Annotated in this window: 20 protein-coding genes; 10 read left to right on the top strand and 10 right to left on the bottom strand. The window is 74.2% G+C overall.

Annotated elements, in window-relative coordinates:
* Positions 1 to 131: 131 nt before the first annotated feature.
* Positions 132 to 2,129, top strand: a complete 1,998-nt coding sequence (locus ABWU78_RS08895) for a SpoIID/LytB domain-containing protein (RefSeq protein ID WP_353708677.1) — start codon at positions 132 to 134, stop codon at positions 2,127 to 2,129.
* Between the two features lie 12 nt (positions 2,130 to 2,141).
* Here ABWU78_RS08895 and ABWU78_RS08890 read toward each other — a convergent pair whose 3' ends face one another.
* The 4 genes from ABWU78_RS08890 to ABWU78_RS08875 all read right to left on the bottom strand — a co-directional run bounded on the left by ABWU78_RS08890 (position 2,142) and on the right by ABWU78_RS08875 (position 7,746).
* Entirely contained in the window at positions 2,142 to 4,910 is a 2,769-nt protein-coding gene (locus ABWU78_RS08890) for an FG-GAP-like repeat-containing protein (RefSeq protein ID WP_439158142.1), read from the bottom strand.
* A gap of 156 nt (positions 4,911 to 5,066) precedes the next feature.
* The gene (locus ABWU78_RS08885; RefSeq protein WP_253053139.1) at positions 5,067 to 6,053 is read right to left on the bottom strand and encodes a Gfo/Idh/MocA family protein; all 987 of its coding nucleotides are present in this window, start codon (positions 6,051 to 6,053) and stop codon (positions 5,067 to 5,069) included.
* Positions 6,053 to 7,153, bottom strand: coding sequence for a DegT/DnrJ/EryC1/StrS family aminotransferase (locus ABWU78_RS08880; RefSeq protein ID WP_253053137.1), 1,101 nt, complete (start codon positions 7,151 to 7,153; stop codon positions 6,053 to 6,055). Before ABWU78_RS08880 ends, ABWU78_RS08885 begins: the two co-directional genes overlap by 1 nt.
* The gene (locus ABWU78_RS08875) at positions 7,150 to 7,746 is read right to left on the bottom strand and encodes an acyltransferase (RefSeq protein WP_253053135.1); all 597 of its coding nucleotides are present in this window, start codon (positions 7,744 to 7,746) and stop codon (positions 7,150 to 7,152) included. Before ABWU78_RS08875 ends, ABWU78_RS08880 begins: the two co-directional genes overlap by 4 nt.
* Positions 7,747 to 7,886: 140 nt before the next feature.
* Here ABWU78_RS08875 and ABWU78_RS08870 point away from each other — a divergent pair, with 140 nt between their 5' ends.
* From ABWU78_RS08870 to ABWU78_RS08855, 4 genes are all read left to right on the top strand, one after another.
* Entirely contained in the window at positions 7,887 to 8,609 is a 723-nt protein-coding gene (locus ABWU78_RS08870; protein WP_253053133.1) for a glycosyltransferase family 2 protein, read from the top strand.
* Positions 8,610 to 8,621: 12 nt separating this feature from the next.
* Positions 8,622 to 9,026, top strand: coding sequence for a DUF2304 domain-containing protein (locus ABWU78_RS08865; protein ID WP_253053131.1), 405 nt, complete (start codon positions 8,622 to 8,624; stop codon positions 9,024 to 9,026).
* Between the two features lie 101 nt (positions 9,027 to 9,127).
* A complete protein-coding gene (locus ABWU78_RS08860; RefSeq protein ID WP_439158141.1) occupies positions 9,128 to 10,423 on the top strand; it encodes an LCP family protein in 1,296 nt (431 codons plus the stop codon).
* Positions 10,424 to 10,427: 4 nt separating this feature from the next.
* Positions 10,428 to 11,876 (top strand): LCP family glycopolymer transferase, encoded by a 1,449-nt coding sequence (locus ABWU78_RS08855; protein ID WP_439158140.1) that lies wholly within the window; start codon positions 10,428 to 10,430, stop codon positions 11,874 to 11,876.
* 3 nt (positions 11,877 to 11,879) lie between these two features.
* On the opposite strand, the gene ABWU78_RS08850 is transcribed toward ABWU78_RS08855, so the two are convergent.
* The 4 genes from ABWU78_RS08850 to ABWU78_RS08835 form a co-directional block, all read right to left on the bottom strand.
* Positions 11,880 to 13,916: an acyltransferase family protein gene (locus ABWU78_RS08850; protein WP_439158139.1), complete on the bottom strand. Its 2,037-nt coding sequence runs from the start codon at positions 13,914 to 13,916 to the stop codon at positions 11,880 to 11,882.
* A 104-nt stretch (positions 13,917 to 14,020) separates the two neighbouring features.
* Complete coding sequence (locus ABWU78_RS08845) at positions 14,021 to 16,126, bottom strand: acyltransferase family protein (RefSeq protein ID WP_439158138.1); 2,106 nt, start codon at positions 16,124 to 16,126, stop codon at positions 14,021 to 14,023.
* 129 nt (positions 16,127 to 16,255) lie between these two features.
* Complete coding sequence (gene purE / locus ABWU78_RS08840) at positions 16,256 to 16,795, bottom strand: 5-(carboxyamino)imidazole ribonucleotide mutase (RefSeq protein WP_253053121.1); 540 nt, start codon at positions 16,793 to 16,795, stop codon at positions 16,256 to 16,258.
* Positions 16,792 to 18,033, bottom strand: a complete 1,242-nt coding sequence (locus tag ABWU78_RS08835; RefSeq protein WP_353708670.1) for a 5-(carboxyamino)imidazole ribonucleotide synthase — start codon at positions 18,031 to 18,033, stop codon at positions 16,792 to 16,794. The genes purE and ABWU78_RS08835 overlap by 4 nt, the downstream gene beginning before the upstream one ends.
* A 137-nt stretch (positions 18,034 to 18,170) precedes the next feature.
* Here ABWU78_RS08835 and ABWU78_RS08830 point away from each other — a divergent pair, with 137 nt between their 5' ends.
* On the top strand, positions 18,171 to 18,692 hold the full coding sequence (locus ABWU78_RS08830; RefSeq protein WP_353708669.1) for a GtrA family protein: 522 nt from the start codon (positions 18,171 to 18,173) through the stop codon (positions 18,690 to 18,692).
* Positions 18,693 to 18,716: 24 nt separating this feature from the next.
* On the opposite strand, the gene ABWU78_RS08825 is transcribed toward ABWU78_RS08830, so the two are convergent.
* Together ABWU78_RS08825 and ABWU78_RS08820 are read right to left on the bottom strand one after the other, a co-directional pair.
* Positions 18,717 to 20,048 carry an ATP-binding protein gene (locus ABWU78_RS08825; RefSeq protein WP_253053115.1) on the bottom strand — a complete coding sequence of 444 codons (1,332 nt, stop codon included), beginning with the start codon at positions 20,046 to 20,048 and terminating at the stop codon, positions 18,717 to 18,719.
* A 44-nt stretch (positions 20,049 to 20,092) separates the two neighbouring features.
* The gene (locus ABWU78_RS08820) at positions 20,093 to 20,776 is read right to left on the bottom strand and encodes a response regulator transcription factor (RefSeq protein ID WP_031316534.1); all 684 of its coding nucleotides are present in this window, start codon (positions 20,774 to 20,776) and stop codon (positions 20,093 to 20,095) included.
* A gap of 104 nt (positions 20,777 to 20,880) precedes the next feature.
* Here ABWU78_RS08820 and ABWU78_RS08815 point away from each other — a divergent pair, with 104 nt between their 5' ends.
* From ABWU78_RS08815 to ABWU78_RS08800, 4 genes are all read left to right on the top strand, one after another.
* Positions 20,881 to 22,440, top strand: a complete 1,560-nt coding sequence (locus ABWU78_RS08815; protein ID WP_439158137.1) for a sensor histidine kinase — start codon at positions 20,881 to 20,883, stop codon at positions 22,438 to 22,440.
* Positions 22,437 to 23,180, top strand: coding sequence for a response regulator (locus tag ABWU78_RS08810; RefSeq protein ID WP_253053111.1), 744 nt, complete (start codon positions 22,437 to 22,439; stop codon positions 23,178 to 23,180). The genes ABWU78_RS08815 and ABWU78_RS08810 overlap by 4 nt, the downstream gene beginning before the upstream one ends.
* A 248-nt stretch (positions 23,181 to 23,428) precedes the next feature.
* Positions 23,429 to 24,250, top strand: a complete 822-nt coding sequence (locus tag ABWU78_RS08805; protein WP_439158136.1) for an ABC transporter ATP-binding protein — start codon at positions 23,429 to 23,431, stop codon at positions 24,248 to 24,250.
* Positions 24,250 to 26,808 (top strand): ABC transporter permease, encoded by a 2,559-nt coding sequence (locus tag ABWU78_RS08800; RefSeq protein WP_439158135.1) that lies wholly within the window; start codon positions 24,250 to 24,252, stop codon positions 26,806 to 26,808. The genes ABWU78_RS08805 and ABWU78_RS08800 overlap by 1 nt, the downstream gene beginning before the upstream one ends.
* The last annotated feature ends 23 nt before the right edge of the window (positions 26,809 to 26,831 follow it).

Raw genomic sequence — 26,831 nt, 5'->3', positions numbered from 1 at the left:
CGCCGGCCAGGTCTTCCCCCTCGTCTCGGGTCGGGCACGGCGCCCGACGACGCACCAGGGTACCTGCCCGCCGGGCGCCCTCCCGTCACCCGACCTACCGTGGATCGGACCGAGAGCTACGGAGGTCACCCATGGGGGCACGGAAGAGGATGACGGCGTCGCTCCTGACGGCCGTCCTGGTCGGGACGTCGTTCGTCACGCAGTCCGTCGTCGCACGCGCGGACACGCTCACCCAGGAACGGGTGGTTCTCGGCACCGGCACGACCGTCACGGTCGCGGGGCGGGGCTTCGGTCACGGCCGCGGGATGTCGCAGTGGGGGGCACGCGCGGCCGCTTCGCAGGGGGTGGGCTACCAGCAGATCCTGGACGCGTACTACCCCGGTACGGCCCGGGTCACCCAGCCCGCGAGCACGATCAGCGTCCTCATCAGCGGAGACACGGACAACGACGTCCGCATCCTCGCGGTCCCGGGCATGACGGCGAGCGACGCGGTCTCGACCGGCACCCCGATCAGCTTCGGCGGCGTGACACCGCAGCAGTGGCGCATCGTCCGAGGGTCCGGCGGGTTCGTGCTGCACGGGCTCGTCGGCGGGACCTGGAGACAGTGGTCGCAGGGCGCCTCCCCCGGCTTCCTGAGCATCGCCGCGCCGTCGGGGTTCATCCGTCTGATCAGGCCCGACGGCACGCAGACGGACTACCGCGGCACGGTCCGAGCCGTCCCCTCCGGGGCGAGCCCCGGGCAGCAGACCGTCAACGTGGTGGGCCTCGAGGACTACCTGCGCTCCGTCGTGCCGGCGGAGTCGCCGTCGAGCTGGCCGGCGGACGCGCTGCGGGCGCAGGCCGTCGCCGCGCGCACCTACGCGTCGTACGACCGCGCGCACCGGTCGGGCTCGTGGCAGACGTGCGACACCACCGCCTGCCAGGTCTATCCCGGGCACAAGAGCTTCACCTCGGCGGGGGTCGAGACGCGCCACCACGAGGCGGCCTCGACGGACGCCGCCGTCGCCGCGACCTCGGGGCAGGTGCGTCACTACGGCGGCAGCCTCGCCTTCACCCAGTTCGGCTCGTCGAACGGCGGCTGGAGCGCGGCCGGGTCCTTCCCCTACCTCCCGTCCCGACCGGACCCGTGGGACGCACAGGGCAACCCGGTGCACGCGTGGAGCGTCTCGCTCCGAGCCGCGGACGTCGGCGCGCGGTACCCGCAGATCGGCTCGCCCCGCAGCATCGACGTCATGTCGCGTACCGGCGACGGCGAGTGGGGCGGGCGCGTGGTCCGGGTCGTCGTCACCGGCTCGGCAGGCTCCGTCACGCTCACGGGCGCGCAGTTCCGCAGCGCCTTCGGTCTGCGCTCCGACTGGTGGAAGCTCACCGGCACGAGCCGGCTCGACAGCGACTCCACCAACGACGGGCGCGTAGACGTCCTCGGCCAGCGGGCGGACGGCAGTCTGACGGCATACCTCGGGGACGGGGACGGCCGGTTCGTCGGCAGCCGCCCGGCGGGCCACGACTGGCAGACGATGCGGCTCGCGGTCCGCGCCAACGATCTCGATCGCGACGGGCGCGACGACGTCCTCGCCGTCGACCAGGCCGGGCGCCTGTGGCGCTACCCGACGACGGCGGCCGGGACGCTCGGCGCCCGTGTCCAGGCGGGCCATGGCTGGGGCTCCATGCGGTTCCTCGTCGCCCCCGGGGACGTCGGGCGCGACGGGTCGGCCGACCTCCTGGCGGTCGACACGTCGGGCCGGATGTGGCTCTACCCCGGTCTGGGCGACGGGAGGCTCGCGAGCGCCGTGCTCGTGGGCGGCGGCTGGGACGTCATCTCGTGGGTCGGCGGCGGCGGTGACTGGGACGGCGACGGCTGGTCGGACCTGCTGGCGGTCGACGCCGCCGGCCGGCTCCTGCTCTACCGCGGCGACGGGGCGGGCGGGTTCAGCCCGGTGCAGATCGGCTCCGGGTGGCAGGGCATGCGGCTCCTCACCCCGGTGGCCGACTTCGGCCGGGACGGGATCCCCGACCTCCTCGCGGCCGACGCCGCCGGCCGGTTCTACCTCTATCCGTGGACCGGCACGCGGTTCGCCGCCCGGATGCAGGTGGGCTCCGGGTGGAACGGCATCACGAGGACGTTCTGAGGCGTCACCGGCTCACGAGACGGAAGCGCCCGACGGGGCCGTGGCGATCGTCCGCCACGTCCGGAACCCTCCCGACCCGTTGCCCGGGTACAGGACGATCGACCTGTCCGAGCGCGTGGCGACCAGGTCGGGTCGCCCGTCGCCGTCCACGTCGCCCGCACCCACGATGCTCGACATGACGTCCCACCCGGTCCCGATCACCGAGGCCGCCCCGAGCCGTGCGCCGCCGTTGCCCGGGTAGAGCAGGAGCCGCCCGGTGCCGGCCTCGCGCGCGACGAGGTCCGGCGCCGCACCGCCGCGCCAGTGGCCCGCCGAGACGATCCGGTCGAGGAACTGTGCGCCCTGGGCGATCAGGACGCGGGTCCCGAACCCGCCCCGGCCGTCCCCCGGGTACAGCCAGATCTGCCCCGTGCCCCGTTGGAAGGCAAGCAGACCCGGGACGCCCGTCCCGAGCCAGTCGCCCGCTCCGATCACCTGGGTCATGACCTCCCAGCCCGTCCCGACGCGCGTCCCGGACGTCGCGAAGCTGCCGGTCGCCGTGCCGGCGTGGAGGAACAGGTCGCCGTTGCTCCGGCGGGTCATGAGGTCGGGCCGACCGTCACCGTTCCAGTCTCCGGGAGCGATGGCCTCGGCGACGGCCGAGCCGGAGATGCCGGTGCCCACGGCCCGCGTGAAGCCCGCGCCACCGAGATAGGAGTAGCGGTGCAGCGCGCCGTCTGCACCCACCGCGAAGAAGTCCTCGCCCCGACCTGCACGACCGGCGGGGTGCACCGCGGTGAACCCCTGCCACTGGTGCCCGATCTGCGACCGTCCGAGCAGCCGTCCGGCACCGTCCCCGACGTAGCGCCACAGATTCCCCTGGACGTCCCGTGCCACGACGTCGGGCAGGCCGTCGTCGTTGAGGTCTCCCGGGCCGACGATGGTCGTCATCACGTCCCAGCCGGACCCGACGAACGTCCGACCGCTGGCGAACCCGCCGCGCCCGTCACCCGTGTACGTGTAGAGGTTGCCGCCGGTCCGCGCGACGAGCGCCGGGCGCCCGTTGCCGAGGTCCCCCACCATGGCGATCGAGCTCATCGCGTTCCAGCCGGTGCCCACCTGCCGCGGTGTGCCGAAGCCGCCGCGCCCGTTGCCGGGGTAGAGCCAGAGCGTCCCGTCGTGCCGCCTCATGAGGAGGTCCGTCGTGTCGTCGCCGTTCCAGTCGTGCCCGCCGACGATCAGGTTCGCGACGCCCCAGCCGACCCCGATCCTCTGCTTCGCGGCCCAGCCGCCGTTCGCGGTGCCCGGGTACAGCCACAGGTCTCCGGACGCCGGGTCGACGATCATGAGGTCCGGGGAACCGTCCCCGTTCCAGTCACCGGGGGCGATCACCCGGGAACCGGGCCAGCCGGAACCGACCGTCCGGGTCTGCCCCCACCCCGAGGCCGTGGCCGTGAGCATCGAGACCCCGGTCGCGGTGCGCGACACGAGGTCCGGGTAGCCGTCGAGCCCGAGGTCCCTCCGGAGGGAACGGTCGTGCACGGGACCCTGACGCGCCGCCGCGAGGGAGCGGATCTGCGGGAGCGCCGCGTAGAGCGTGGCCCCGGGGCACGACGTCTGGCCCACGTCCCGGTGCCCGACGACGATGCTCCCGCCCGCTCCGCGAACGCCGTGGATGTCGAGCTTCCACGCGATGACCGAGGACACGGCGTCGACGGCCGCCCCCGAGACCTGCGCGGCGTCGAAGTTCCCCATCACGGAGACGCCGAAGCGCTGGGAGTTGACCCCGGACGCGTGCGCACCGACGATCCCCCGGTCGATCCCTCCGGCGCGCCCTTCCCAGATGCGCCCGTACTTGTCGACGAGGAAGTTGTACCCGATGTCGCCCCAACCGCGGGACTGCGCGTGGTACGCGTAGATGCCCCGGATGAGTGCCGGGACCTGGTCCGCGGTGTAGTCGTTCGACCCGGCCGTGTGGTGCACGACCGCGCCGACGACGTTGCCGGTCTGGGGCGTCCACGTCATCAGCCGCTCGTCGGCACCCCACTGGGCGCGCGAGTAGATCGCCGGACGGGTCGTGGCGGTCGGCAGCGCGGCCGCCGGTGCGGCGGCGGGAGTCGCGAGCCCGGCGGTCGTGGACCGACCGAGCCCGCCCGCACCGCCGGCTCCCCCTCCCGCGGTCCCCGAGTCCGCGCCGGGGTCGACCACGACCAGGACCGGGTCGACGGGCGTCGGTCCGGTCCCGGGAAGGATCCGCGCCTCGACCTCGTCGACGTCCCCGACGAACAGCGGCTCGGTACCGTCGCGCTGCTCCCCGGCGCCCCCGGTCGGCTCGGCGTCCTCCGCGTGGACGTCGGTCCACCCGGTCCAGACGGTCCCGGTACGTGAACGCACCTCGACGACGACGTCGTCCCCTGCCGACCCGAGGTCCCAGGTGACGCCGACGACGGTCGTCGCACCGGTCGCCGGGCTGGTCGCGGACCAGGTCCCCTCCGGGCTCGGCGTGTCGTCGGCCGGGGCCTCGGGGAGCACCTGCTCACCGGGCCCCTCGGCAGCGCCCGCTTCCGACGGCACCGGCGCCGTGGGGGCGTCTCCGGACGCGTCGACGGGTTCGAGCGGTGTCTCGTCGATCTCAGGGGCGACCGGTGCGGGCACCGCCGGCGGGGCGGGTGCGACGCGTGGAGCCACAGAGGTCGCGGCCCGTGTCGCGGGGCCGGCCGCCACGGCGGTGGTGCTGCCCGTCACCGCCGACGTCACGGTCACCGCCAGCACCGTCAGGACGGTCGTCCACCTCTTGGCCATCGTGCTCACCCCGGTCGTCGCAGAGATCACCCAGGGCTTGCTCGCGCCCCGACGAACCCGGCCAGTATCACAAGGCGGGCACGTTCTCGCAGGACGATCGCCGGGAGAGTCGGGAGTCGGCCCGGCGACCCCACCACGGGGCCGCCGGGCGCCGGCTCAGAGCGTGACGGTCTGCCCCGACGCGGCCGACTCCAGGACGGCCTCGGCGACCTCGAGGGTGCGCAGGCCCTCCTCCATCGTCACGACGTCCTGGCGGATCCCCCGGACGGCGTCCCGGAACGCCTCGTGCTCGACCCGCAGGGGCTCGCGCTTCGCGAACGCGTAGCGCGTGATGTCGCCCTCGGACACGCCGCGGAACGCCGAGACGGCCTCCCACTCGGTCGGGATGACGCCGTTGGCGTAGAAGGTGAGGTCGGCCGTGCCCGTGTCGGCGACGAACGCACCCCGCTCGCCCGTGACGATCGTGACGCGCTCCTTCATCGGGGAGAGCCAGTTGACGACGTGGTTGGTCACGACGCCGTTCTCCAGGCGGCCGGTCGCGGTCACCATGTCCTCGTGCGGGCGCCCGCTGCGGTGCGTGGTCTGCGCGGCGACCGCGCGGTACGCGCTCTGGGCGACCCAGGCCGTGAGGTCGATGTCGTGGGTGCCGAGATCCTTCACCACGCCGACGTCGGCGATGCGCGCCGGGAAAGGCCCCTGCCGCCGGGTCGCGATCTGGTAGACCTCCCCGAGCTCGCCCGCCTCCATGCGGCGACGCAGCTCCTGGAGCGCCGGGTTGAACCGCTCGATGTGCCCGACCGCGCCGACGAGCCCGGCCGCGGCGAACGCCTCGGCGACCTTGCGACCGGCCGCGCTCGTGGCCGCGATGGGCTTCTCCACGAGGGTGTGGACGCCCGCGGCAGCGAGGGCCAGCGCGATCTCCTCGTGGTACACGGTCGGGACCGCGACGACGGCCATCTCGATGCCGGCGCCGATCAGCCCGTCGACGTCGGGCAGGACCGGCAGGTCTCCCGCCACTCCGTAAGGGTCACCGCCGGGGTCGGCGACGGCGACGAGGTCGACGCCGTCGATCTCGCGGAGCACCCGGGCATGGTGCCGCCCCATCGCTCCGAGCCCGATCAGGCCCGCACGCAGGTCTGCCATCACGCACCTGCCTTCACGACGGAGTTGACCGCGGTGACGATGCGCTCGAGGTCGCCCTGGGTGAGCGACGGGTGCACGGGGAGGGAGATCACCTGCTGCGCCGCGATCTCGGTCTCGGGCAGGTCGAGACCGGGCGCGAAGTGCTTCAGGCTCTCGAGGCGGTGGTTCGGGATCGGGTAGTAGACCCCGGAGCCCACACCGTGCTCCTCGCGGAGAGCCGTCACCACGCGGTCGCGGTCGTCGGCGACACGGATCGTGTACTGGTGGTAGACGTGCACCGCCCCGTCCGCGACCGGAGGCGTCACGACGCCCTCGAGGTTCTCCGACAGGAAGGCCGCGTTGCGCTGGCGGTCCGCCGTCCAGCCCTGGACCTTGGTGAGCTGCACCCGGCCGATCGCCGCGTGGACGTCCGTCATGCGGGCGTTGAAGCCGACGACCTCGTTGGCGTACTGGCGCTCCATGCCCTGGTTGCGCAGCAGACGGACGTTGCGCGCGATCTCGTCGGTCGCGCACGAGACCATGCCGCCCTCACCCGACGTCATGTTCTTCGTCGGGTAGAGGCTGAACATGGCGAACGCGCCGAACGAGCCCACCGGGCGTCCGTCGAGGGTCGCCCCGTGCGCCTGTGCCGCGTCCTCGAACAGGAGCAGACCGTGCTCGTCCGCGAGCGCGCCCAGCGCCGTCATGTCCGCCGGGTGCCCGTAGAGGTGCACCGGCATGATGGCCTTGGTCCGCTCCGTGATCGCGGCCCGCACCGCGTCGGGAGCGAGGCAGAACTGGTCCGGCTCGATGTCGGCGAAGACCGGCGTCGCACCGGTCAGCGCGACCGAGTTGGCGGTCGCCGCGAACGTGAAGGACGGGACGATCACCTCGTCGCCGGGGCCGACGCCCGCGGCGAGGAGGCCGAGGTGCAGGCCCGAGGTCCCGGAGTTCACCGCGACGCACGTGCGCCCGCCGACGAGCACCTCGGCGAACTCCTGCTCGAACGCGGCGACCTCGGGTCCCTGCGCGATCATCCCGCTGCGCAGGACGCGGTCCACGGCCGCGCGCTCGTCGTCCCCGACGATCGGCTTCGCCGCGGGGATCAGTGTCTGGCTCATTCGGCCGCAACCTCTCTGATGGTCTCGTCGTGCTCTTCGTAGCGCGTACCCGTCACCGGGCACACCCAGTGCTCCCCGTCGCGCCGCAACGGCTCGCCCGCGCGCCCCACCCAGCCGACGCGCCGCGCCGGGACCCCGACGACGATCGCGTGGTCGGGGACGTCCCTCGTCACGACCGCGCCCGCGGCCACCGTGGCCCAGGCTCCGATCGTCACGGGCGCGACGCACACCGCACGCGCCCCGACCGCGGCGCCCTCGCCGATCGTCACGCCCACCGCGTGCCAGTCGTCCGCGCTCTTCAGCGATCCGTCGGGGTTCACGGCCCGCGGGTAGGTGTCGTTGGTGAGCACCACGGCGGGGCCGATGAACACCCCGTCGGCGAGAGACGCCGGCTCGTACACGAGCGCGTAGTTCTGCACCTTGCAGTTCCGGCCCATCTGTACTCCGGTACCGATGTAGGCCCCGCGCCCCACGACGCACGACTCTCCCATCGACACCCCCTCGCGCACCTGGGCGAGGTGCCAGATCTGGCTGCCGTCGCCGATCGACGCGTCGTCGGCGACGTCGGCGCTCGGGGCGATCCGGACTCCCATGCGGGCTCCTTCGTGTCGGGACGGTGCGCAGCGACCACGTCGGACGCGGACGCCGCGTCGGCAAGGTTACCTGCCGCCGCTGCCCCTCCGAGAGCGGCGAAGGTCCCGACCTTCCCCGGTCGCCTGCAACAATGAGCGACATGCACGAATCGGACGCGGCGGGACCCGGCCGCCCGCCCGTCGAGGCCATCGGCCCCGTCGAGGACGCCTGCCTCGTCGTCCCTCTGTACAACGAGGGCGCGGTCGTGGCCGACGTGGTCAAGAACGCGCTCGGGACGTTCCCCCGGATCGTCTGCGTCGACGACGGCAGCTCGGACGACTCCGCGCAGCGGGCTCGGGAGGCGGGCGCCACGGTCCTGCGCCACGCCGTCAACCTCGGCCAGGGAGCCGCCCTCCAGACGGGGATCGAGTTCGCCCGCGACCTGCCGGGAGCGAAGTACCTCGTCACGTTCGACGCGGACGGTCAGCACCAGGTGGAGGACGCCGCCGCGATGGTCGAGCTGGCCCGGCGCGAGGACGTCGCGATCGTCTTCGGCTCGCGGTTCCTCGACGCGCGGACCCGGCCCGGGCTCCTCAAGCGGGCGGTCCTGCGCACGGCCGTCTGGTTCACGAACCAGAGCACCGGCCTGCGGCTCACCGACGCCCACAACGGGCTGCGGGTCGTCCGCGTCGACGCGGCGCGCCAGGTCGAGCTGCGCCAGGACCGCATGGCGCACGCGAGCGAGATCGTGCTGCAGCTCGGACGCACCGGGCTCCCCTGGCGCGAGTACCCCGTGCACGTCCTCTACACGGACTACTCCCGGGCCAAGGGCCAGTCGCTCTGGAACTCCGTGAACATCCTGGTCGACCTCGTGTTCAAGTAGACGGGAGCGCACATGCTCATCCAGATCGTCCTCGTCGCCGCGATCGCCGTGGTCACGGTCCTGCTCACCCGCTCCACGGTCGACGCCCGGCACCAGGCGATCCGCCGCCTGCTGCTCGTCGGGTTCGTCGTGGTCGCCGGGCTCTCCGTCCTGTTCCCCGAGTGGCTCACCCGGCTGGCCAACATGCTCGGCGTCGGCCGCGGGACCGACCTCCTCCTCTACGCCCTCGTCATCGCGTTCGTGAGCTACATCGCCACGAGCCACCGGCGTGCGAACGCTCTCGCCCGCAAGATCACGCTGCTCACGCGCGAGCTGAGCCTCGCGGAGGCGAGGCTCAGCCGGGTCGACGCGTCGGTCGACGAGCTCGAGCAGCGCGACGGCCAGGGCGGCCGCCCGGACGCTGACGCCGCGGGCTGACCCGACCGGTCCTCGCACCGCACGCGCCTGCACAACTCCTCCACCCCGCGAGCCCGCGGCCCGCGCGGCCAGATCGCACCGCACGCCTATGCTCGACTCCCGTGACCTCCCGTTCCCGTGCCCAGACCAGCGACGCGGCGGCTGCCGAGCCGTCGCGCGGTCCGGCGCACGCGCGGGCCATGAGGTCCCACGGGACAGCCCGCGCCGTCGGGCTCGTCGCCACGGCGGTGCTCGCGTTCGGCGCGGTCGGCGGCGCCGCAGCGGTGTCGAGAATCCAGGGGAACATCGCGCCGTCGGACGGGCTCGAGCTCCTGACGGACCGACCTGAGCAGCCCACCCCGGACCCGAGCGACCCCAACGCCGGGAAGCCCCTCAACATCCTCGTGATGGGCTCCGACGAGCGCGGCGGCGAGAACGGCCACGAGGTCGCGGGCGTCGCGGGCATGCGCTCGGACACGACGATCCTCGTGCACGTCTCGGCAGACCGGACGCGCGTGGAGATGATCTCGATCCCCCGCGACTCACGGGTGGACGTCCCGGCGTGCCACACGACGAACGGCAAGACGACCGCGCCGGCCACCACCCGCTTCAACGCCGCGTTCGCGAACGGCGCGACCGTCGGTGGCGACGTCGACTCGGCCGCCGCGTGCGCGACCCAGACCGTCGAGAGCCTGACCGACGTGTTCGTCGACGGCTTCGTCGTCGTCGACTTCGCGGGTTTCCAGAACATGGTCACGGCGATCGGCGGCGTCCCCATCTGCATCCCCGAGCCGATCGACTCGCCCAAGGCGGACCTTCGGCTGGACGCAGGGATGCAGACGCTCGACGGCGCCCAGGCGCTCGGGTTCGCGCGGGCGCGCTACGGCGTGGGCGACGGGTCGGACCTCAGCCGTATCGGCCGCCAGCAGCAGCTCCTCGCCGCGACGGTGAACCAGGTGCTCTCGAAGAACGTGCTCTCGGACCTCGGCCAGATCTACGGGTTCGTCGACGCGGGCACCAAGTCTCTGACCATGAGCGCCAACCTGTCGTCGATCCCGAGCCTCGCCGGGCTCGCCTTCAGCCTCAAGGGCGCGACCAGTGGCAACATCACCTTCATGACCGTTCCCAACGCGCCGGACCCGCAGGACCCCGACGCGAAGGTCGTCTGGACGTCGGAGGCCGACGAGCTCTGGGCCAAGGTGCGCGCCGACGAGCCGATCGCTGCGCCCGCACCCGCGACCGACGAGGCCGCAGGCGGGTCCACCGACGCCGCCGAGGCCACCGAGCCGCCGTCGCAGACCGGGGAGGGCGCAGCCGACCCGACGGGCGACGCGGCCGCCGAGCCCGCCCCGGTGCAGACGAAGGAAGCCGGCAAGGAGGCGTTCTCCGCCGCCGACGAGACCGCGCAGTGCGGGTGACCCCATGACCGACCCCTCGCGCGACCCCCGGTCGCTCCCCCCGAGCTTCACGCCCCAGGGCGGCCGCGCCCCGCGCCCGTCGTCCGTCGACGACGCGATCGCCGTGGGCAACAGCGGGCGCGCCCCGGCGCGCCCCCGCCCCGCCGTGCCCGACGACGCCGTGCGCCTCGAGCCCCGCATCAAGCGCCAGTCGTCGCGCGAGATCCCGGTGACCCCCGCACGCAAGGGCACGCCGCCGCCGGCGCCGCCCGCGCGCGGCGCACGCCCGCGGACGAGCTCCGCGGCGTCCGCGCTCCCGCCGTCGGTCGCGCCGTCGCGCCAGCCCCGCCAGGCGACGGCGGCACCTCCGCGCGTCTCGTCGTCGCCCCACGCGGGTGCGCAGGCCGTGCCCACGACGACGCGGAGCCGTCCGGGCGCGGCGCCGCGGCCGAGCACCGGCCGACCCGGTGGCGGGGGTGGGCGACCGCCGTCGGGCACGGGGACCCCTCGAGCCGGCGGGGGCGGGTTCCGCGTCCGCAAGGGCCGCGTCGTCGGGCTCGTCGCGTGCGTCGTGATCGTCGCGCTCCTCGCCTGGCCGGTCGGCCTGCTCATCTGGGCGAACGGCAAGATCCAGCACGTCGAGGCCCTCTCCGGTGCGCCCGGCACGCCCGGGAACACCTATCTCCTCGCGGGCTCCGACGCGCGCGGCGAAGGCATCAGCGAGGACGGCACCGAGGGCGCGCGCACGGACACGATCATGGTCCTGCACGCCCCGCCGAGCGGCCCGGTCGCGCTCATCAGCCTGCCGCGCGACACGTACGCGGAGATCCCGGACAACGGCGCGAGCAAGCTCAACTCGGCGTACTCGTGGGGTGGCCCGCCGCTGCTCGTGCAGACGGTCGAGCAGCTCACCGGCCTCACGGTCGACCACTACGTCGAGGTCGGGTTCGGCGGGGTCGAGGGCATCGTCGACGCCGTCGGCGGCGTCGAGCTGTGCCTCGACTACGACGTGAACGACGAACGCAGCGAACTCGTGTGGACCGCCGGGTGCCACGTCGCCGACGGCCACACCGCGCTCGCGTTCTCGCGGATGCGCTACTCCGACCCGAAGGGCGACATCGGCCGCGCCGAGCGCCAGCGCCAGGTCATCGGCGCCATCAGCTCGAAGGCGGCGAACCCGAGCATCCTGTTCCGCCCCGGCGACCAGGTCTCGCTGCTGGACTCCGGCCTCGGGTCGCTCACCGTCGACGAGAGCACGGGCATCGTCGACCTCGGCAAGCTCGCCCTCGCGTTCCGCAAGGCCAACGGTCCCGACGGCATCACGGGCACGCCGCCGATCTCGAACCCCGACTACCGGCCGGGCGGCAACGTCGGGTCCACCGTGCAGCTGAACCCCGAGACCGTGGGGCAGTTCTGGATCGACATCCGTGACGGCAACCTCACCCCGGGGCAGGTCGGCGGCCTGCCGCAGTAGTCGTCACCACCACCCGGTCGCGACACCGAGCCGCTCGTCGAACACCGGGCTGAGCGTCACGGCATAGGTCGCCGTCAGATGGTTGTCGTCGCGGTAGACGAACCGGTTGCCCTGGACCGGCCGGCAGACACGGTCCGGGCAGAGGACGTCGTTGAAGTCGAGGATCGTCGTGTTCCACAGCGCCTGGACGGCGTCGAGCGACGGGTCCACGTCGTCCAGGACGTCCTCCCACGCCACGGCGCACTCGTCCGACTCCGAGCCGTGGACGGCCGCGCACTCGGGCATCCAGAACGGGTGCCACGGGTTGTCGCGGATGGCCACGACCGGGACGTCCTCCAGGGCGAGCCGCTCCCAGACACGGACGTACGCGTCGGGGACCACCTCACGGGGCCCGTCCGACTTCGTCGGTCGCGTCGAGGTCGTGATGACCACGTCAGGTTCGAGCGACAGGACGTAGTCCATCGCGTCGCGCTGCCAGGTCGCGCACTCGCCGTCGACGTCGCCGTCCTCGGGGTCGAGGAAGAGGCACCCCGCCTTGAGGACGGGGACGACACGAAAGCCACGACGGTCGGCGATCGGTTCGAGCGCGGCGAACCAGTGCTCGCTGTGCGACGCACCGACCAGCGCGACGACCGTCGCGGCATCCTCCGGGCCGTACGAGCACCGCTTGACGTCGCTCTCCCCGTCCCCCGTCATGCAGCCGTCCAGGACGACCCGCGACGTGTCCTCGAGCACGGCCTCCACGGCGGGCACCGGGTCGGCAGCCGCCGCCGCGTACGCGCCCGGTTCGAGGACGGAGAGCGCCCCCGGGTACGCAGCGACGTCGACGTCCTGCAGGGTGCCCTGGTACGAGCGCTGGACCGACAGGACGTGGGCGTGCCACGCGAGCGGCACGACCGCGACGGTCACGGTGACCACAGCGACGAGAGGACGCAGCACCCACCGCGGGGGCCGTGCGCGCGTGGCGCCTCGCGCATCTCGAGGGTCCCGACGGAGCACGTCCTCGACGAGCTGCTTCGTCAGGACCGCCAGCACGGCCGAGAGGCCGAGCACGCCGATCCCTGCGAGCCAGCCCACCGGCCGGTCGCGGAGGACGATCGTGAACACGAGCACGGGCCAGTGCCACAGGTAGAAGGCGTACGCGTACCCGCCGGCTCGGGCGACCGGAGCCCACGCGAGGAGCCTCGAGACCGACCACGCGGGAGCGACGGCGATCCCGCGCGGGTCGGGCGTCCCCGCGACGACGACGAGCGCGGCGCCTGCGAGAGGAACGAGCGCGGCGGGGCCGGGGAAGAGCGCCGCGCCGTCCACGAGGAAGCCGCTGGCGACGACGAGCGCGAGCCCGACCCAGCCCGCGACGAGCCCCGACGCACCGGGCAGGCGCACGCGCGTCACCAGGAGCGCGAGCAGCGCACCCGCGAGGTACTCCCACGCGCGCGCCACCGTGTCGTAGTAGGCGAACGCCTGGTCGGCGCGCACCGCGACCACGGCGTAGACGAACGAGGCGACGGCCCCGGTCACCACCGTCGCGTGCACGATCGCCAGGCGCGTCGCGATCCCCGCGCGACCTGCCGACCACCAGACGAGCAGGAGAAGGACAGGAAGCCCGACGAAGAGCTGTCCCTGGACGGAGAGGGACCAGACGTGCTGGAGCGGGCTCTGTCCCACGTCGGCCGCACCGTAGGCCTGCTCCGCGGCGGCGAGCCGCCAGTTCTCGGCGTAGAGCAGCGACCCGAGCACGTCGCCCGAGACCCCCGTCCACCGGGTGCGCGGGAGGAGCACCGCGCTCGCGACGAGCACCGCGGCGAGCACCAGGACGAGCGCCGGAAGGAGCCGGCGGGCGAGCCGCGGGAGGTAGGTTCGCAGCCGCACCGGCGCTCCGCGGGCGAACGAGCGGAGCAGACCCCCGGCGACGAAGAACCCCGAGAGCATGAGGAAGACGTCCACCCCGCCCGAGACGCGGTGGACCCACACGTGGTATACGGCGACCAGCACGACCGCGAGCGCGCGCAGGCCGTCGAGGTCGTGCCGGTAGGGCACGGCAGCGTCTGTCGACCGGTCCGCCGCACGTGACCGCGCATGACGGGGCGGCGTCGTCGGCCGGGTCGGGCCGACGGAGCGAGCCCTCGCTCCGACAGGTCCGGTCATGACGGCTCCCCGTGTCGCGTCGACGTCGCGCGGTCGGTCCACGGTGACAGCTCGTCCTCGAGGAACGGGGCCAGCGAACGAGCGTAGTCCCACGTGAGGTGGTTGTCGTCGAGGTAGACGTGCACGTTCCCCACCACCGGGACGCACCACCCGTCGGGGCACACCGCCCCAGAGAGGTCGACGAGCACCGACCCGTCGCCCACCCGGAGGTCTTCGGCGGGGTTCCGTGAGGCGGAGCGGGACGCGAGGTCGTGGCGGCACACGTCCGCATCGGGACCGTGCTGCTCGGCGCAGACGAACATGTCCGTCGAGAACCGCGGGTTGTCCCGGACCCCGAGGAGTGCGATCCCCGCGTCGGAGAGCACGTCGACCGCCTCTTGGAGCCCGACGACGACGGTCTCGCCCGTGCCGTCGGCCTCGGCGGCCGTCGTGACGGTGAAGACCGCGTCCGGACCGAGCTCGAGGACGTAGTCGAGCACCTGCTCGTTCCACTCGCGGCAGGGGTGGCCCGCCGTGCCGAACGAACATCCCCCGTAGAGGACCGAGACCAGGGTCCAGCCCTCGCGCTCGGCGACGGGGATCAGCGCACCCATGAACTGCTCGCTGTGCGAGTCGCCCACCACCACGACCGTCGGACCCTCCGGAGCGGGGGGAACGAGCTGCCCGCACCGCTTCGCGAGCTCCGCGACGTCGGGCGCGAACCTTCCCGAGCAGCGTTCCGTGAGCGACACCCACTGGGCGTCGAGCGCGGTCGCCACGGGGACGGGAGGTGCGGTCGGGTCCGACGCGTCCTGGTATCCCGGCAGGAGCACGCGCGCGCCCGGGTTGTCGGCGGAGGCGCCCACCAGCGCCTCGGCGGCCCGCGCGCGCTCGGCCGACTGCCAGGCGGCGAGGGGAACGGCCACGACCGTGACCGCGACGAGCACGGCGACCGCACCGCGCCACGGGACGGTCCGCGCCCACGCCAGGTCCCGGACGGGGCGCTCGACGAGCGAGGTGAGGAGGCGGGCGAGGACGAGGGACACGACCACGATCACCGCACCCTCGTGCCAGGACGGGACCTGACGTCCCGTGACCACCCGCCAGGTGATGAGCAGCGGCCAGTGCACGAGGTAGAGGGCGTAGGCGTCCCGCCCGAGCGACCGCAGCACCGGGTGCGCGAGCACGTTGCCCACGGCCCACGGGTGCGCCGCCGTGCCTGCGACGATCACGGCGGCGGCCGCCATCGTGGGCCACAGCGCGAAGTAGCCCGGGAACCCGCCCTGGACGTCGAGCACGAGCCCACACGTCACGATGAGGGCGAGCCCCGCCCAGCCGACGATCAGGGCGACCCGTGCCGGCAGGCGCACGAGCGGCAGGGCGACCGCGACGAGCGACCCGAGCGCGAACTCCCACAGTCGCGCCCTCGTGTCGAAGTAGGCGAGCCCCTGGTCCGACGCCGTCTCGACGACGGAGAAGGCCAGCGAGGCCGCGAACACCGTCCCGAACACCACGAGGAGCACAGGGGTGACGGAGAGCCTCAGGCGCCGGACGACGAGCCCGGACAGGAGCAGGAGGAGCGGCCAGAGGACGAAGACCTGGCCCTGGACCGAGAGCGACCAGTAGTGCTGGAGCGGGCTCGCGACCGCGCCGTCCCGGGCGTAGTAGTCCACCGACTCTCGGGCGAGCTCCCAGTTCTGGACGTAGCCCAGCGACGCCCAGGTCTGCGTCCAGACCGACGGCCACGACGACGGCGGGTAGAGCAGGAACGCGGTCCCGAGGACGCCGAGGAGCACCACCGCGGAGACGGGGACGAGGCGCTTGAACGTGCGCACCCAGTACGCCCCGACGGCGACCCCGCGCCCGGCGCTCAGGCGGCGCGCGAACGAACCCGTGAGGAAGAACGCCGAGAGCATGAGGAACACGTCCACGCCACCCGACACCCTGCCGAGCCAGACGTGGTAGACCACCACGAGGAGGATCGCGACCGCCCGGAGGCCGTCGAGGTCGTAGCGGTAGCCGTCGCGCGAGGTCGCGGTCCTCGGGCGGGCGTGCCGTCGGACCGCACCGGGGGTCGCGTCGGACGACGCCGTCGGCGCCCATGCTGCCTGCGGTGCTGCCACGTGAAACTGCTCCGGGTGGGTGTCGGACCGACCCGCCACGGACCGTCGTCGGTCCAGCCCCCTGCGTCGCGAGACGCGCCCGCAGGCTAACCCGACAACCGCCTGCCGCAGAAACCCGCGGCGCGCCGGTCAGGCGCCGAAGCCCGTGCGCTGCTCCCCGGACCTCGACGCGCGCAGGCGCGCACCCTTCGCGCGCGCCTGGTCGCCCAGGTCCGCCTGGAAGGCGACCATCTTCTCCCGCAGCCGCGCGGAGTCGTCGTCGGTGCCGGCCGCGAGGATGCGCGCGGCGAGCAGGCCCGCGTTGCGCGCCCCGCCGACGGAGACCGTCGCGACGGGGACGCCCGCGGGCATCTGCACGATCGACAGGAGCGAGTCCATGCCGTCGAGGTGGCGCAGCGGCACGGGGACGCCGATCACCGGCAGCGGCGTCACGGCGGCGAGCATGCCCGGCAGGTGCGCCGCTCCCCCGGCGCCCGCGACGATCACGCGCAGGCCGCGCTCGGCGGCGCTGCGCCCGTAGTCGATCATCTCGACGGGCATGCGGTGCGCCGAGACGACGTCGACCTCGACGGGCACGCCGAACTCGGCGAGCGCGTCGGCCGCGGCCTCCATGACGGGCCAGTCGGAGTCCGACCCCATGACGATGCCGACGACGGGGTTCTCGCTCATGCTCGCTCCTCGTTCGGGGTGCCCTCGGGGCCCTCGCCCCGCAGGATCGCGGCCGCGGCCAGGGCCCGACGCCGGGCCTCGCCCAGGTCGTCGCCGCTCACGTTCACGTGGCCCAGCTTGCGCCCGGGGCGCACGCCCTTGCCGTACAGGTTGACCTTCGCGTCGGGGAAGGCGGCGAGGACGTCGGGCAGCGCGTCGGTCAGCTCGCCGAGCGTCGAGCCGAGCACGTTCGCCATGACGGTCCAGCGGGCGGTGGCCGTCGTGTCGCCGAGGGGCAGGTCGAGCACGGCCCGCAGGTGCTGCTCGAACTGGCTGGTCACCGCGCCGTCGATGGTCCAGTGCCCGGAGTTGTGCGGGCGCATCGCGAGCTCGTTCACCAGCACGCGCGGCCCGTCGTCGCCCGGGACCTCGAACATCTCGACCGCGAGCACCCCCGTGACGCCGAGGCCCTCGGCGATCCGGACCGCCGCGTCGCGGGCGCGCTCCGCCTCGGCCTCCGTGAGACCGGGCGCGGGCGCGATCACCTCGGCGCACACGCCGTCGCGCTGGATCGACTCGACCACGGGCCAGGTCCGCACCTCGCCCCGACCGTCGATCCCTCCGGACGGACGGCGCGCCACGAGGACGGCCAGCTCGCGCGTGAAGGGCACCTTCTCCTCGACGAGGAGCTCGGGGCCGCCCGTGGCGGCCGCCTCGATCCACTCCGCGACCTGCTCGGCGCCGCCCTCGGCGACCGACACGACGCGCACGCCCTTGCCGTCGTACCCGCCGCGCGCCGTCTTCACCACGGCCTCGCCCCCGACCTCGGCGAGGAAGTCCGCGAGAGCGGTGCGGGCGGCGTCGGGCGCGGTGGGGAGCGCGGCCCAGCGCGGGCACGGCACGCCGAGCTCGGTGAGCCGGCGCCGCATGACGATCTTGTCCTGCGCGTGCACGAGCGCGTCGGGTCCGGGACGCACGGGCGTGCCGTGCTCGAGGAGGTCGGTGAGCAGCGCGTTCGGGACGTGCTCGTGCTCGAAGGTCAGCACGTCCGCCGGGGCGGCACCCGCGGGGGCGATGAGCGAGCGGATCGCGGCCTCGTCGGACGCGGCGCCCACGGGGGCGTCGACCACCACCTGGGCCGCGGACGTGTCCGGGGCCTCGACGAGCACGCGCAGGTGCACGCCGAGCTCTCCGGCCGCGGGGGCCATCATGCGCGCGAGCTGTCCTCCGCCGACCACGGCGATCACTGGGGCTGCCACGTGCACCCACCCTAGTGCCTGGGCGGCGCGGGACCGCGCGTCGCCCGGACTCCGGACCGTCGGCTCCTCGGCCCCGCGACCCGGTGGCCGCCCCCGGCACCCGGGCGACGCTCAGGAGCGGCCGGTAGCCTCGGAGGGTGACGAGCGACCTGGACCGGCGAGCCGAGGCGAACGCGGCGGCCCCGCCGCGGCGCGAGCGCGTCCTCGCCCGGGTGCGGGAGCTCGCGAAGTTCGGGTCGGTCGGGGCGGTCGCCTACGTCGTCGACCTGGGCCTGTTCAACCTGCTCAGCTTCGGACCGGGCGAGGTCCTCGGCCACAAGCCGCTCACCGCCAAGATCGTGTCCGTCACGGTCGCGACGCTGGTCGCGTGGATCGGCAACCGCTACTGGACGTTCTCCGCACGCCGCACCCAGGCGCGCGGCCGCGAGCTCGCGGCCTTCGTCGTCGTCAACGTGGGCGGGATGCTCATCGCGGTCGGCTGCCTCGCGATCTCCACGTACGCGCTGGGCCTCACGTCCCCGCTCGCCAAGAACGTCTCCGCGAACGTCGTCGGGCTCGCGCTCGGCACGGCGTTCCGCTACGTCGCCTACCGACGCCTCGTGTTCACGGGCGACCGGGCGCGGGACGACGTCGCCGGCCGGGAGACCGCGACTCCCTGACGCCCCCACCGGGACCCGGTCGCGTCAGCCGCGGCGCCGGCGACGACGCCCGTGCGCGGAGACCGCGACCCCCGTCGGCAGGACGACCCGCGGGTCGAGGCGCCGCGGCACCCCCGCGAGGAAGAGCGCGAACACCGCGGGCCGACGCTGCGCGAGCTCGAGCCGACCGCCGTCGGACGCCGCGAGGTCGCGCGCGAGCGCGAGACCCAGGCCCGTGCCGGCGCCGGAGGTCACCTCGCGCTCGAAGATCCGGGGGGCGAGGTCGTCGGGGACGCCGGCGCCCTCGTCCGACACCTCCGTGACGATCGCACCGCTCGTGCCGGACGGGCGCGCGCGGACCGTCGTCGTCCCGCCGCCGTGCTTGAGCGAGTTCTCGATGAGCGTCGCCAGGACCTGCGCGAGCGCCCCGGGCGTCGCGAGCACCTGGTACTCCGCGGGGACGTCGACGACGAGCTCACGGCCCGCCTTCGCGAACGTCGGGACCCACTCCTCCTCCTGCTGGTGCACGACGTCGAGCAGGCTGACGGCCTCCGTCGTCCCGCCCTGCGCGCGCCGCGACGAGGCGAGGAGGTCGTCGACGACGCCGACCAGTCGCTCGACCTGCTCGAGCGAGATCCGGGCCTCCTCCTGGACGGCCGGGTCGTCCGAGGCCATCGAGATCTCCTCCAGCCGCATGCTGAGCGCCGTGAGCGGCGTGCGGAGCTGGTGCGACGCGTCGGCGGCGAACTGGCGCTCCGCCGCGAGCCGACCCGCGAGCCGGTCGGAGCTGCGCGCGAGCTCGGCGGCCACGAGGTCGATCTCCTCGACCCCCGACGGCTCGAGCCGCGGGCGCACCTGTCCCGACCCGAGCTGCTCGGCGGACGCCGCGAGGTAGACCAGCGGCGCCGAGATGCGGTTCGCCTGCCACACCGCCATCCCGATGCCCGCGGCGAACGCGACGATGGCCGCGGCGACGACGAGCAGCACGACCTGCGCCGCCTGGAGGTACGCGTCCCAGTAGGAGACGGTGAGCGTGACGAGCGCACCCGACTCGGAGTGCAGCGGCTGCTCGATCCCCCGCCCGGTGATCTCCTCGCCCGCCGTGAGCACCGTCCCGTCGGGCAGGGTGACGTAGACCTGCGCCGGAGGGTCGCTCGCGCGGGGCTGGACCGCGTCCGTGATGACGTAGTCGGGGATCTCGTCGCCCGCGGCGAGGCGGGCGTCGATCGAGCGCGAGAGGCGCTCGACGCGCGACGTGACGTCGTCGACCTCCCCCTGCAGCACGAACCGCGCGCCGTAGAACGCGAGCGGGAACCCGAGGAGGATGACGGCGACGGCCACGGCCGCCACCGTCGCCTGCAGCATCCGACGCCGCACGCTGCTCCTCGCTCCCCGTGTCCCTCGTCCCCGGTCGGGGTCGGTCAGCTCTCGCCGGTCTCGAAGCGGAAGCCGAGACCGCGGACGGTCGAGATGTAGCGCGGCGCGTTCGCGTCGTCGCCGAGCTTGCGGCGCAGCCACGACACGTGCATGTCGAGCGTCTTGGTCGAGCCGACCGGCTCGGAGCCCCACACGTCGCGCATGAGGGCGTCGCGCACGACGACCGAGCCCGCGCTGGCGACGAGCACGCGCAGCAGCTCGAATTCCTTGGTGGTCAGGTGCAGCTCGCGCTCGCCCTGGAACGCGCGGTGCGCGGAGACGTCGATGCGCACGTCCTGCGCGGCGAGCTCCTCCTCGTCCACCTGCTCACCGTGCGAGCGGCGCAGGAGCGCCCGCACCCGGGCGAGCAGCTCGGCGAGCCGGAACGGCTTCGTGACGTAGTCGTCGGCACCGGCGTCCAGGCCGACGACGAGGTCCACCTCGTCGGCCCGGGCGGTGAGCACGAGCACCGGGGTGGTGAGACCCTTGTGCCGGATCTCGCGCGCGACGTCGAGGCCGTCCATGTCCGGAAGGCCCAGATCGAGCACCACGATGTCCGCACCGCTCGCGGAGTCGATCGCTCCTTGACCAGTTCCTTGGACGACGACGTTGTAACCCTCACGTGTCAGTGCGCGCGCCAAAGGTTCGGCAATCGCCGGGTCGTCCTCCGCTAGCAGTACGTGGGTCATTCGCTCATGCTAGGGCATCAGTACGACTTCGGTCCCATCGTGTCTCGTGAACTCTGCGACCCTGGTCGGACGCCCCGCCGCCGCCCTCTGCCTAGGCTTGACGCATGGGATGGTACGAGCGGCTCGGGCAGTGGTCCGACGAGCACCGGTTCGGTGTGGACCTCACCGTCACGCTCGTCCTCGCCGTCGTGTTCGTGCCCGCGTCCGCGGCGTTCTCCTCGGCCGGCGCGAGCGGCGTCGGCACGAGCGGCGGCTGGGCCGCGTTCTGGGCGGCCCTCCTGCTCGCCCCGCTGCCCTGGCGCCGGTCCAACCCGCTCGCGTCGTCGATCACCGTGTACTCCGTCGCGCTGGTGCACCTGCTGGCCGGCTACTTCCTGATCTTCCCCGCCGACTTCGCGGTGCTGGTCGCGCTCTACTCGGTCACGGTCTACGGGCCCCGCTGGGCGCACCGGACGGCCATCGTGTCCTCGCTCGTGGGCGCGGTCGTCCTCGGGGTGGCGCTCGGCCTGATGTCCGGTCGCCTCACCGACCTCGCGACGATGGTCTTCTTCACGTCCGCGTTCGGGGGCATGACGTTCCTCGCGGTGTGGGCGTTCGGCCTCGTGCGCCGCTCCCGGCGCGAGACGATCGCCGCGCTCGTCGACCGCGCGGAACGCCTCGAGGTCGAGCGCGACCAGCAGGCGCAGATCGCGACCGCCGCCGAGCGTGCCCGCATCGCGCGCGAGATGCACGACATCGTCGCCCACTCCCTCTCCGTCATCATCGCCCAGGCCGACGGCGGCCGGTACGCCGCCGCCCACGACCCCGACGCCGCGACGCGCGCGCTCGCGACCGTGTCCGAGACGGGCCGCACGGCCCTGGCGGACATGCGCCGGCTCCTCGGCGTCCTCCGGACGGAGCAGCCGCGCGTCGCCGCGCCGCCGGGAGCCGCCGTCGGGCCCGGGGGCACCCTCGCGCTGCCGGGACGGGGGCCGGCGGGCGCGCCGCCCGCCGGCTCGCCGTACGGGCCCGCCGCACCCGGCCACCCGGCGCCCGCGAGCGGCGCGACGGCGGCGCTCGAGCGCGCCCCGCAGCCGGACACCGCCGACCTCGAGACGCTCGTCGCACAGGTGCGCGACAGCGGCATGCGCGTGTCCTTCGTCCGCGTCGGCCAGGCGCGACCGCTGCCCCCCGGGGCAGGGCTCACGGTCTACCGCGTGTGCCAGGAGGCCCTGACCAACGTGCTCAAGCACGCCGGCCCGGACCCGGAGGTCACCGTCGTCGTGCGCTGGGGCGCCACCACGCTCGACCTCGAGGTCGAGGACGACGGGCGCGGCGCCTCGGCCGCCGCCGCGGCGCACCAGGAGGCCCGGCCCGGCGGTTACGGCGTGCTGGGCATGCGCGAGCGGGCCGCGCTCTTCGGCGGGTCCGTGCAGGTGGGCCCGCGTCCCGGCGGCGGGTTCCGCGTGCACCTGCGCATCCCCGTGCCCGCCCTGCCCGGCGCGGCCCCCGGACCGGCCGCCCTCCCCCGACCCCCGGGTCGGGTCGTCCCCGCACCCGCGCCCGCGGCGTCGGGCAGGATGGCCCCGGGCCACCCGGCCGCCGCGACGGCCCCGCCGCCGCCGGCCGTCGACGCGGAGCCCCCGCACCCGGCCCTCGACCGACCGACCGACAGGACACCATGACCGACGCCCTCCCCGACCCCGGCGGCGCGTACGCCGCCGACCCGCTCGCGCCGGTCGAGCCCGTGCGCATCGCGCTCGTCGACGACCAGCAGCTCGTGCGCGCGGGCTTCCGCATGGTGATCGACTCGCAGCCCGACCTCACGGTCGCGGTCGAGGCGGGCGACGGCCTGCAGGCGCTGCGCCTCCTCGCGGACCACCCGGTCGACGTCGTGCTCATGGACGTCCGCATGCCGCACCTGGACGGGCTCCAGACGACGGCCCGGCTCACCGCCGCCGCGGCCGACGGCGGGCACGCGCCCAAGGTGATCGTGCTCACGACGTTCGACCTCGACGAGTACGTGCTCGAGGCGATCCGCTCCGGCGCGAGCGGGTTCCTGCTCAAGGACGCGCCGCCCGAGGAGATGCTCGCGGCGATCCGCACGGTGCACCGCGGCGACGCCGTGATCGCCCCGTCGTCCACCCGGCGCCTGCTCGAGCACCTGGTGACGGCGCTGCCCGCCGAGCAGGCCGACGACTCCCCCGCGCACGCCGCCGTCGAGGGTCTCACCGAGCGCGAGCGCGAGGTGCTCGTCCTCATGGCGCGCGGCCGGTCCAACACGGAGATCGCGAGCGACCTGTTCGTCGCCGAGGCGACGGTCAAGACCCACGTCGGCCGCATCCTCGCCAAGCTCGGCGCGCGCGACCGCGTCCAGGCCGTCGTCACGGCCTACGAGACGGGCCTGGTCCGCCCGGGCTCCTGACTCCCGACCGTCCCGACGGCGCCCCACCGGTCCCCGGACCCGTGGGGCGCCGTCGTGTCAGCCCTCGGCCCGGGTCGGGTACGACCACGGGATGACCCTGCTCGCGTGCAGGACCCGACCCTCGCCGGACGCGGCGGGGCGGGCCGGGTCCGTAGCGTCGTCCACGATCCCCGGCGCACGCCTCCGACCACCGGACCGGCGTGCCGCACGACGGCCCGACGACGAACTCGACGCACTCAGGAGATGACGTGGACACGACCGTGTACCGACCCGCCGACCCCGCCCCTGCCGGCCCGCCCGCGGTGCGGGCCCGCTCGCTGCGCAAGACCTACGGCACGGGCGAGGCAGCGGTGCACGCGCTCGACGGCGTGGACGTGGACTTCGAGCGCGGCCACTTCACGGCCATCATGGGGCCGTCGGGCTCGGGCAAGTCGACGCTCATGCACCTGCTCGCAGGGCTGGACACCGCGACGAGCGGCCACGCCTTCATCGGCGAGACCGAGGTCACGGGCCTGAACGACAACGCGCTCACGCAGCTGCGCCGCGACCGGGTCGGCTTCGTCTTCCAGTCGTTCAACCTGCTCCCCATGTTCACGGCGGAGCAGAACATCACGCTGCCCGTCGAGCTCGCGGGCGGCAAGGTCGACCGGACGTGGTTCGACACGCTCGTGCGCACGCTCGGGCTCGAGGCACGCCTGAGCCACCGCCCGAGCGAGCTGTCCGGCGGCCAGCAGCAGCGCGTCGCCATCGCGCGCGCCCTCATCGCCGGTCCGGAGGTCGTCTTCGCGGACGAGCCGACGGGCAACCTCGACTCGCGCTCGGGCGCGGAGGTGCTCAGCTTCCTGCGCCGCTCCGTCCGCGAGCTCGGCCGCACGATCATCATGGTCACGCACGACCCGACGGCCGCCGCGTACGCGGACCGCGTCGTGCTCATCGCCGACGGGCGGATCGCGGGCGACATCATCGACCCGACGCCCGAGTCGGTGCTCGCCGGGCTCGACGCCCTGCGCACGCTCGAGGCGCCGGGCGCCGACGGCTCCGCCCCCGCGTCGCAGGCGGTGCGCGCCTGATGCTCCGCCTCACCCTGGCGCAGATGCGCCGCAGCATCGGCCGCCTCGTCGCGGCCGGCGTCGCGATCGTCATCGGGACGGCGTTCGTCACGGCGACCCTGATCGCGGGCAACGTCATCACCCAGACCACGAACGACTCGATCGCCGCGCAATTCGCCGACGCGGACCTCGTCGTGTCCGCGCCGAGCGACCTCACGGCGTCCGACGTCGACGCCCTGCGTTCCGTGAGCGGCGTCGACGCGGTCGACGCGGTCCAGTTCACCTACCTCGACCTGTCGCACGGCTCGAAGCGCGTGTTCCAGCTCGGCGTCCCCGCGCCCTCCGACCCGCGCTTCGAGGCGCTCGAGGTCGTCGAGGGCTCGATGCCCACCGCCTCGGGACAGGTCTCGCTGCCCACGGCCGTGGCCGAGCGCCTCGGCGTCGGGATCGGCGACGCCGTCACGAGCTCGCGCAACGTGTGGGACGCCTCCGCCCCCGACGGCGGCGCGTACGAGGAGGTCCGCGACGAGCTGACCGTCGTCGGCACGACCGACGACCCGTACGGCGCGTACGCCCAGATGGGCGGGGCCGTCGTCGTGACGGCGGAGGACGTCGCCGCGTGGGAGGCCGCGCAGGCGAGCCCCGACGACCCGGAGCGCCTGTACTCGGCGGCGATGGTCGGGCTCGCGCCCGGCACGGACCTCGAGACCGCGCGTACCGCGCTCGTCGCGGCGTCGCCCGACGATGCCCAGGCCGTGACGCCCGACGAGCACGCCCAGGCGCAGACCCGCAAGATGACGGGTGACCAGGACGTCTTCACGTACGTCATCCTCGGCTTCGCCGCCGTGGCCCTGCTCGTCGCCGCGCTCGTCATCGCCAACACGTTCCAGGTGCTCGTCGCGCAGCGCACGCGGACGCTGGCCCTCCTGCGCGCCGTCGGCGCGAACCGGTCGCAGCTCGCCCGGTCGGTCCTGACGGAGGCGACGATCCTCGGCGTCCTCGCGTCGGTCGGGGGCATCCTGCTGGGTGGCCTGCTCACGCAGGTCGCGCTCCTCGTGGCCCGTGGCGCCGACCTCGGCGTGCCGATCCCGGCGACCATCACGGTGACGCCCGCGGTCGTCCTCGTCCCGCTGCTCGTCGGGACCCTCGTCACGGTCGTCGCGTCGTTCGCCCCGGCGCGCGCCGCCACGCGCGTCGCGCCGCTCGAGGCGCTGCGCCCCTCGGACGCGCCGAACCTCGCGCGCGGTGGTGGGCGCGCGCGCCTCGTCGTCGCGACCCTGCTCACCCTCGGGGGGCTCGCCGTCCTCGGCGGCGGCATCTGGCTGGGCAGCACCGGCAGCCCCGAGATCGGCCTCCTCGCGGGGGTCGCGGGCGGCGCCCTGTCGTTCGTCGGCGTCCTCGTCGGCGCCGTGTACTGGCTGCCCGGGGTCGTGTCGTTCGTGGGCCGGCTGCTGGCCGGCACGGGATCGACGGCGCGGCTCGCCACCGCGAACACGCTGCGCAACCCGCGCCGCACCACGGCGACCAGCACCGCGCTGCTCATCGGCGTCACGCTCGTCGCGATGATGTCGACCGGCGCCGCGAGCGCCCGGACGTCCCTCGACGCCGCGCTCGACGACCAGTACCCGGTCGACGTCCTCGTCGCGACGGACGCCTACGGGTCGACCGAGGACGCCGTGCCGAGCGACGTGGTGCGCGCGGTCTCGGGGACCGAGGGCGTCTCGCGCGTCGTCGAGCTCTCCGGGGTCACGGTCACGCTGCTCGACGGCGCCGAGATCACGATGCACGGGGTCGACCCGGACCAGGCCCGCGCGGTCGTGCGCTCGCCCGACGTGCTCGCCGCGTTCGCCCCGGGCACGGTCATGGTCCCCGAGGCCGACGCGGACGCCTGGGACGTCGCCGAGGGCGACACGCTCGAGCTCACCGGTCCGGACGGGGGGACCCTCGACGTGACGGCCCACGTCGGGGCCATCGGGGACGGCTGGCTCCTCGACGCGGACGACGCGAAGACCCTCGCCCCGGACGCCCTCGTGTCCCGGCTGTGGGTCGGGCTCGACGACACGGGCGACGCGACGCAGGTCGTGCCCGCGATCCAGGACGCGATCGTCGAGTCGGACACGCCGGTGGAGGTGGCCGGCATCGCCGTCGAGCGTGCGGCCATGCAGAGCGTCATCGACACGATCCTCGGGGTCATCGTGGGGCTGCTCGCGGTCGCCGTCGTCATCGCCCTCATCGGCGTGGCGAACACGCTCTCGCTCTCCGTGATCGAGCGGCGACGCGAGTCGGCGACGCTGCGCGCGATCGGCCTCAGCCGGGCGCAGCTGCGGTGGATGCTCGCGATCGAGGGCATGCTCATCGCGGGCGTGGGCGCGGTCCTGGGCATCGTGCTGGGCGTCCTGTACGGCTGGGCGGGCGCGGCGACGGCGCTGAGCGTCATGGGCAACGTGTCGCTCGCCGTGCCGTGGCGGGACGTCGCGCTCGTGCTCGTCGTCGCCCTCGTGGCGGGGCTCGTCGCGTCCGTCGTGCCGGGCCGGACCGCTGCCCGCACGTCGCCCGTCGCGGCGCTCGCCGTGGACTGAGACGCGGCTCGCCCGGGCCCCAC

It is taken from the genome of Cellulosimicrobium sp. CpK407, from assembly GCF_051844275.1.
Taxonomy (GTDB): domain Bacteria; phylum Actinomycetota; class Actinomycetes; order Actinomycetales; family Cellulomonadaceae; genus Cellulosimicrobium; species Cellulosimicrobium cellulans_G.
The sequence above is the reverse complement of the archived record's forward strand: the minus strand, read 5'-3'. Positions and strand labels throughout refer to the sequence as shown.